6 protein-coding genes are annotated in these 7,927 nt (G+C 56.6%); all 6 read right to left on the bottom strand.

The annotated features are described in order from the left end of the window. Positions 1-46 precede the first annotated feature (46 nt). Positions 47-529, bottom strand: a complete 483-nt coding sequence (locus AC6F7T_RS01865) for a four helix bundle protein (RefSeq protein ID WP_500716274.1) — start codon at positions 527-529, stop codon at positions 47-49. A 100-nt stretch (positions 530-629) separates the two neighbouring features. Further along, positions 630-2,066, bottom strand: coding sequence for an Asp-tRNA(Asn)/Glu-tRNA(Gln) amidotransferase subunit GatB (gatB, locus tag AC6F7T_RS01860; RefSeq protein WP_500716273.1), 1,437 nt, complete (start codon positions 2,064-2,066; stop codon positions 630-632). Positions 2,067-2,122: 56 nt separating this feature from the next. Next, entirely contained in the window at positions 2,123-3,580 is a 1,458-nt protein-coding gene (gene gatA / locus AC6F7T_RS01855) for an Asp-tRNA(Asn)/Glu-tRNA(Gln) amidotransferase subunit GatA (RefSeq protein WP_500716272.1), read from the bottom strand. Between the two features lie 30 nt (positions 3,581-3,610). Then, positions 3,611-3,898: an Asp-tRNA(Asn)/Glu-tRNA(Gln) amidotransferase subunit GatC gene (gene gatC, locus AC6F7T_RS01850; protein WP_500716271.1), complete on the bottom strand. Its 288-nt coding sequence runs from the start codon at positions 3,896-3,898 to the stop codon at positions 3,611-3,613. A 94-nt stretch (positions 3,899-3,992) separates the two neighbouring features. Continuing rightward, a complete protein-coding gene (locus tag AC6F7T_RS01845; RefSeq protein ID WP_500716270.1) occupies positions 3,993-4,865 on the bottom strand; it encodes a P-loop NTPase in 873 nt (290 codons plus the stop codon). Continuing rightward, positions 4,852-7,926 (bottom strand): response regulator, encoded by a 3,075-nt coding sequence (locus AC6F7T_RS01840; RefSeq protein ID WP_500716269.1) that lies wholly within the window; start codon positions 7,924-7,926, stop codon positions 4,852-4,854. The genes AC6F7T_RS01845 and AC6F7T_RS01840 overlap by 14 nt, the downstream gene beginning before the upstream one ends. Between the last annotated feature and the right edge of the window lies 1 nt (position 7,927).

The raw sequence follows: 7,927 nt of genomic DNA, 5'->3' as shown, positions 1-7,927 counted from the left end.
TCGATGGGGCAACTGGCCATGATGGTTCCTTTTGTCTTAATTCAAACTACCGATTAAACGATTTTCCCGCTTCCGCACCCTTTCCATCGATCAGGGGTTGCTCTTTGTCCAAATCGAAATCGCTATCGGGATCGAAATCGTTCTTACCGGTGCCGTAGACCGCCTGATCCTCTCGAACCTGGTAGCCCCGACCACCCAGACGGCTGAGCATCGCCGCCACGCGATCAAGGTCAGCTTTACGGCTCTGACTCTCCGCCTCCCGCAAAGCTTTGCCAACAACCAGCACATCCTGAATGGCGGCGCATTCCAGCGCTGAACCGCGCGCGATCTCAAAATAACGTCTGCGATCCGCTTCGGCTGTCTTGCCGTTGCCTTCGGCAATATTCAGCGGTATCGACTGGCTCGCACGCAACCACTGATCTCGGGCCGCCCGATGGACACCATTGAGTTTCCCGGCCTTCTCGTACACCCAGGCGACGTAGTCGATCGAAAGGCGGTAAACATCAAGCTTCTCGTGGCCAAGTGTCATTTCTTTATGATCCCGATTTCGATTTCGATTTCGATCCCGATTTCGATTGTTCAACCCCCGCTCGCACGATCGCAGTTTTCGCCATGAGGGTTCCTTTCTGTTACACCGACAGACGTTCTTTCAATAATTTGTTCACCAATCCCGGATTCGCCTTGCCCTTGCTTTCTTTCATCACCTGACCGACAAAAAAGCCCATCAGTTTTTCCTTGCCACCCCGGTATTCCGCCACTTCCGTTGGGTTAGCGGCAATCACCTCAGCAATAATGGCAGCAAGGGCAGCGCTATCACTGACCTGTTTGAGGCCCCTTTCAGCGATGACTTCGTCGGCGCTTTTGCCCGTCTGCCAGATGGCACTGAAGACGGTTTTGGCGATCTTGCCGGAGATGCTGTTATCCTCGATGCGCTTCAAGATTCCGGCGAGTAATTCGGGCGTCACGGGACAATCATCAATAGCGACATTGTTCTCCCTGATGGCACCGAGCACCTCCCCCATCACCCAGTTGGAGCAGAGTTTCGGATTGTTATGCCGTACCACCAGCGCCTCGAAATATTCCGCCAATGGGCGCTCAGCCGACAGCACTGCGGCATCGTAAGCAGGCAATCCCAGCTGTTCTTCGTAACGCCGGCGTTTCTGATCCGGCAGCTCCGGCAAGGCGGCACGCACCTCGGCGATCCAGCCTTCCGAAACTTCCAGCGGCAGCAGATCGGGGTCAGGGAAATAGCGATAATCGTGGGCCTGTTCCTTACCGCGCATGGAACGGGTCACCCCGGCGTCAGGATCAAACAGGCGCGTTTCCTGCACCACCTTGCCCCCCTCTTCGATCAGCTCAATCTGCCGCTCGACCTCATAATCGATAGCCTGCTTGATAAAACGGAAGGAATTGAGATTTTTCAGCTCAGCACGGGTGCCCAACTCAGCCTGGCCAACAGGGCGCACTGACACGTTGGCATCACAGCGGAAAGAGCCTTCCTCCATGTTGCCGTCACACACCCCCAAGTAAACGACGATCTGATGGAGCTGTTTCAGATAGGCAATGGCCTCGGCAGCACTGCGCATGTCCGGCTCCGACACCACTTCGAGCAGGGGCGTACAGGCGCGGTTGAGGTCAACCAGCGAACCGGCATTGGCAGCATGGAGCAGCTTGCCGGCGTCCTCTTCCATGTGGATGCGGGTAATGCCAATGCGCTTGGCGGCAAACTCCTCACTACTGATATCAAGCCAGCCCTGTTCGCAGATGGGCAGCTCAAACTGGGAAATCTGATAGCCCTTGGGCAAATCGGGATAGAAGTAGTTTTTTCGGGCAAAGATGGAATAAGGGGCAATCCGGCAGTTGGTGGCCAGACCGGTTTTAATCGCGGCGTTGACCACCTCCCGGTTGAGCACCGGCAGCGCTCCCGGTAATCCCAGGCAGACCGGACAGGTCTGACTGTTGGGAGATTGGCCAAAGGCGGTGGAGCAGCCACAGAAAATCTTGGTGGCGGTGGTCAACTGGACGTGAACTTCCAGACCGATAACGGTTTCATAGCGAGTCTTCATCAGGTTCCCCTGTTGTGTTCAGCGGTTGATACTCAAAAGCAGTGAATCCCGGCGTCTTACAATGTCGGCCGGCACGTATGCCAGTCGGTGGCCTGCTCAAAGGCCCAGGCTGCCTGCAACATCTCTTCTTCCCCAAAAGGCTTGCCGATCAACTGCAGGCCGATGGGCAACCCGGCAGCGTCAAAGCCACAGGGAATACTCCTGGCGCAGGTGCCGGCGAGATTGGCCGGAATGGTGAAAATATCTGACAGATACATCTGTAGCGGATCGTCCATTTTTTCGCCGATTTTAAAGGCGGCAGTAGGTGCTACCGGTGTCAGCAGCAGATCAACCTGTTCGAATGCCTTGAGAAAATCCTGACGGATCAGGGTGCGGACTTTCTGCGCCTTGAGATAGTAGGCATCATAGTAACCGGAAGAGAGGGCGTAGGTACCAAGCATGATACGACGCTTGACCTCGGCACCGAAACCGGCGCTGCGGGTCTGCTGATACATATCGATCAGGCCGCCACCGGTGCAGTGGCGCACGCCGAAACGCACGCCATCGTAACGGGCAAGGTTGCTCGAGGCCTCAGCAGTGGCAATCAGATAGTAACAGGCCACCGAATAATCGGTATGGGGCAGGCTGACCGGTACCAGTTCAGCGCCCAGGCCGCGGTAAACCTCAACCGCTGCGTCAACAGCCGCTTTTACCGCTGGATCCAGCCCGGCAATAAAATATTCCTGCGGCAGACCGATTTTTTTACCGGCGACACCGTCACGCAAACTGGCCTGATAGTCGGGCACCGGGCAATCCACCGAGGTTGAGTCGCAGGGGTCGTAGCCGGCAATAGCTTCCAGCAACAGGGCGCAATCTTCAACTGTGCGGGTAATGGGGCCGACCTGGTCGAGGGATGAGGCATAGGCAATGACGCCGTAACGCGAGACGCGCCCGTAGGTCGGCTTGAGTCCGACGACGCCACAGTGGGCGGCCGGTTGACGGATCGAACCGCCGGTATCAGTGCCCAGAGCGGCCACCACCTGACCGGCAGCAACTGCGACGGCACTGCCGCCGGAAGAACCGCCAGGCACATGGTTGGTATCCCAGGGGTTGCGACACACCCCGGCGGCGCTGCTTTCGTTGGAGCTGCCCATGGCAAATTCATCCATGTTGAGCTTGCCGACAATCACTGCCCCCTGCTCACGCAGGCGTTCCACCACAGTGGCATCGTAAACCGGCACATAGTTGGCAAGGATCTTCGAGCCACAGGTGGTGCGCAACCCTTTGGTGCTGAAGATATCCTTCAAGCCCAGGGGGATCCCGGTCAGGGTTGCGGCCTTACCCGCGCTTAGCCGGACATCCGCTGCCGTTGCATCCTGGAAGGCACTGTCGTCACAGCGGCTGACAAAGGTATTGAGCTGGTCATCAGTGTTGTCGATACGCTCAATACACCGGCGGGTCACGGCAACGGCGCTTGTGCGTTGCGCCTGCAACTCCTCACGCAAGCCGCTGATTGTTAACTGTAATACTGACATAGATTTCTTTTCTCCCTGGACCCTGCCGACTTATTCAATCACCTTTGGTACCTGGAAACACCCATCTGCCCCGTGCGGCGCATTAGCAAGAGCAGCCGCAGTACCAATGGAGGTTACCACCTGGTCGACCCGAAACGCATTGGCCATGGGTACGGCATGAGCAGTCGGGATAATACCGTCGGTATTCAGTTCGTTGAGTTTGTCAACATAACCCAATATCGCGTCCATCTGCCCGGTCATGGTTTTCAATTCCTCCGGAGTCAGGGACAGCCGTGCCAATCCGGCGACGTAGGCAACATTCTTTTCACTAATTTTCATAACACCTCTCTAACTGGGTTGATCAGCTACATTGGCAACTTGGCAAATAACATCCTCGTAAACTTAGTAGGATAGCACTCCGGCAACGATGATATCAAGCCGCAGCCGCCGTGAATCTGATCACCGCTGCGGCGACTGCGGTCAAGGCCTTGCTCCCCAGTGCATCCGGGTGGCTGATGATGTGCGGCTCACCGGCATCACCGGCAACCACCACCTGGGGATCAAGGGGCACCTGGGCGAGCAGGGCAACGCCGGTTTTCTCAGCCAGTGCGGCGGCACCTCCCTGCTTGAAGATGGGGGATGACTCGCCACAATGAGGACAGATAAAGCCGCTCATATTCTCCACCAGGCCAACCACCGGCAGCTTCAGTTCACGACAAAAGCTCAGGGACTTTTCCACATCGGTCAGAGCAACATCCTGGGGCGTGGTCACCACGACAGCAGCGGCTCTATTCCCGAGCAACTGCACCGCACTCAACGGTTCATCGCCAGTTCCGGGCGGGCAATCAAGGAGCAGAAAATCAAGATCACCCCATACCACGTCTGCGAGTAACTGTAAAATGGCGCCGTGCTTCATCGGCCCACGCATGATGGTGGCGCTGCCGTCGCCGGGCAACAACAGCCCCAGGGACATCAGCTTGATCCCATACACGTTGAGGGGATGAATACCCTCTTCATCCATCACCGGACGATCTCCTCGGACCCCGAACATGGTTGGCAGACTTGGTCCATGCAGATCGATATCGAGTAGTCCGACCTTTTTGCCGGCGTTGGCAAGCGCCAGTGCCAGATTAACAGCGGTGGTACTTTTACCAACACCACCCTTGCCCGACATGACGACAATTTTCTGCTTTACCGTACACATGCGCAGCGCCAGCGCCTGCATCATGTGCTGTTGCTGATCCTGGGGGTTGCCCGGCTGCTTGACCGAACAACTGCTGTCCTGACAACTATCACAATGACCCATGGTTTATCTTCTCCTTAGGATGATTTATGCCGGTCCTGAGCCAATGAGCCCCAAAAGCTTCAATCAACTCGTCGATTTCCCCCGCATCGTACCCCTCACACTGCAGCTCGATACGGTAATCCTTGAGCAGTTGTGCTGCTGAGCGCGCATCGCCCTGCTGACGATAAATGCCGAGCAGTTGCTTGATCAATGCATCGGTGGTTGGATCAAGAACCAGCCCGTTGCGCAAGAGAACAGCGGCCTGCTGATAAGCATGGCGGCGCGCCAACAAGCCGGCAAGGGCCTGCAGTTGCTCAAGACGCAACTGGTTGAACTGATCGCGATAGCGCGGCAGATCATCGCCGAGCTCGTAACCGTCCAAAAACTTACCCTGCCACAGCCGCTCCATCCGCCATAAACGCTGCTCGGCCTGCCAGTGTTGCTCGCGCTGCAAATGATAACGGGCACGTTCCATGTGCTGCACAAAGAGATGAACATCGACCCCGACATGATGTAGCGCCAGCATCCCCTTGCCCAGCACCAGATAATGGTAACGGACCCCTTTCCCAAATACTTCTTCCAGGGCTTTGCGCAACCGGCTATGGGCTGCATCAAAATTGTTACGGGCCTTGACCGGCGGACTGTCGGGCCATATCTGCCCCATCAGCACCTCGATGCTCAAGGTGCGTTGTGGTGCCATCAGTAACAGCGCCAGCATCAGCCGTGATGACTGACCAACCTGGTTGAGATCGAAACACTCCAGACCCTTTTGCACGGTAAAACCACCCAGGGTACTGATCTCTATCCTTCCCACAGGCTGTTGCTGATCATCAACATCGAGATGGAGATATTTTCCCAACAACGGCAGCAACAATTCCCGCTCCCTTGCGGCAGAAAGCAGCGGCAGCAACTGCCTCAGCAATTCGCCGGTTAATCCCCAGAAAAAGAGGGTTCGTTGGCGCCGCAACAGATCAAAAAAAGCATGCAGATGTTCATCCGCTGCCGGTCGCTGCCCCAGGCGCCGACACACCACCGCCAGCCAGGCATGAAGACCGGTTCGCAGACGCTCCTCACCCAACTGCTGTGATGCACTCAGAGCATCAGCAAAAAAACGATAGGCGCGGTCTGGTTGATCAAGAACAACGCAGGTAACACCCGCCAGCAGCAGATTTTCCAGCCGACACACCAGCCCACCCGCCTGGCGACGTAATTCCAACCCCTTTTCCAGATCGGCGTTTGCCGCACCGCTGGTGCCACCCTGTGCTTTGATCAAACCCCGCAGTTGTATCAGCAGACTGCGCAGATGATCACTGCTGCCGCCGCGCAGGGAATTCAGTGCCGTTTCAATGAACTGTTCAGCGGGTTCCTGCTGATCGCGGGCAACCAGCAGGCTGGCAGCATAATACCCGTAGAGAGGATCAATCAGAGCACGTTGCTGCTGTTGCAATGGACAGTCACGGGTCAGAAATGCCTGTTGCTGATGTAATCCCGACAGGGTCCCATCGATCAGCAGCAGGTCGAAAGCGGCCTGGTGAATCATCAGCCATTCGAAATAACTGTAGTGATCTGCCGGAGCACTGTAAGCCTGCTCAAAAGCGGTACGGGCGACCAGGACGCGCCCCTGATGCAGAGCCAGCCGCACCCGCAACAATTGCAGGCGGGTAAGGGCTGAGCCGGGCCCGGCCTGCTGAGCCTGGGCAAGAGCATGATCGAGAATTTTTTGCGTAGCTACCAGCTCACCAACAAAACAGATCTGACCCAAACCAAGGGCAAAAGCAATAGTCAGCTGTTCGCCCACCGCCAGCGTCGGCATCACCTGGTCAGCCAGTTGCGCATAATCAGCAAAACGTGAATGCCAATCGTTCCAGTTGCCATCGACATAGATGGTCTGTAACAGCTGCCAGGACTGAGCGAGGACCATCCCGCGCGCGTCGTCTTTACTTGCGAACAGTTGATAAGCCAGTTCCAGCCAAAGAGCGGAATCTGCGGCCAGATTGTTCAGGCGCATCATGCCGCGCAACAGCGACTGCCAACCACAACCTGCCACCGTATCATCGCCAATCTGGTCGAGAATCTGTATTGAAATACAGGCGTCTTCCAGCTGCAACAGATCCGCGCCGCACAGGCTGAGCAATTGTGAAACCTCCGTGTATTGGCCTGCACCGATCAGACAGGCCAGTAATGGCAACATCTGCCCGCGCTCGCGATACCAGTCGCCGGCAATGCGATAAACCTCCAGGCGTTCGGCATCACTCAGCAGCTGTTGCGCCTTATTGCGTAACAAGGTTTTGACCTGAGGATTAAACAGCAGGCAGTCTTCCTTGTCTCCGATCTGTACCAGAGACAACTGATGGCGCATAAGATAATCAAGACCGGCAGCAATGTCAGCTATTTCACTCAATGTCCCGGCCAGTACCAACGGAATACTTTCGAGCAGGGACAGTTTCAGCAGGGTGCGGCGCCAGGGGAGGGGGAAATCACTGATCAGCTTTTCATAAAAAAGACGATTATCCTGGCCAGCGGCCACAGGCAGGTCGACGGCCAACTGGCGCAGCCATTGTTCGTCGGCAGCGGCTAAAAAACCGTCACCGGAGACCAGCAGCCCGCTGAGCCAGCGCACCTGGGTCGAATGCCCTGCGAGTTGCTGCTGCAGCTGCGCTGTCCTGGTTGCCTGGGCGCGTTCGTTTTCGCACAAACGCAGCATGACCTTGATGCGTGCCAGCATTTCGACGTTGCTGATCGGCTTGCTAATGAAGTCGTGGGCGCCAACCTCAAGCCCTGCCGCACGCAGTTGCGGTGAAGCGATGTGAGCGGTCATCAGTACCACAGGAATGCGTGCTGTACGCGGGTGCAGGCGCAACTGGCGGCACATTTCCAGACCATCCATCCCCGGCATTTGCACGTCAATAAAGGCCCCGTCAATCTGCGCCGCTGTTACCAGGTTCAATCCTTCTCTGGCATTGGCGGCAGTCAACAGCTGCACGTCGGGCAGATCGAGGGCGATGATCTGGGTGATCAGCTGCAGATTGATCGGGTTGTCATCGACCAGCAGCAAGGTATAGGGGGAAGGAATTGCGAGCATC

The sequence above is a fragment of the Pelovirga sp. genome (assembly GCF_059864205.1).
The sequence above is the reverse complement of the archived record's forward strand: the minus strand, read 5'-3'. Positions and strand labels throughout refer to the sequence as shown.

What these genes read in the sequence shown, in the direction of transcription:
- AC6F7T_RS01865 (WP_500716274.1), bottom strand. Translation starts at nt 529, where the DNA reads ATGACACTTGGCCACGAGAAGCTTGATGTTTACCGCCTTTCGATCGAC.
- gatB (WP_500716273.1), bottom strand. Translation starts at nt 2,066, where the DNA reads ATGAAGACTCGCTATGAAACCGTTATCGGTCTGGAAGTTCACGTCCAG.
- gatA (WP_500716272.1), bottom strand. Translation starts at nt 3,580, where the DNA reads ATGTCAGTATTACAGTTAACAATCAGCGGCTTGCGTGAGGAGTTGCAG.
- gatC (WP_500716271.1), bottom strand. Translation starts at nt 3,898, where the DNA reads ATGAAAATTAGTGAAAAGAATGTTGCCTACGTCGCCGGATTGGCACGG.
- AC6F7T_RS01845 (WP_500716270.1), bottom strand. Translation starts at nt 4,865, where the DNA reads ATGGGTCATTGTGATAGTTGTCAGGACAGCAGTTGTTCGGTCAAGCAG.
- AC6F7T_RS01840 (WP_500716269.1), bottom strand. Translation starts at nt 7,926, where the DNA reads ATGCTCGCAATTCCTTCCCCCTATACCTTGCTGCTGGTCGATGACAAC.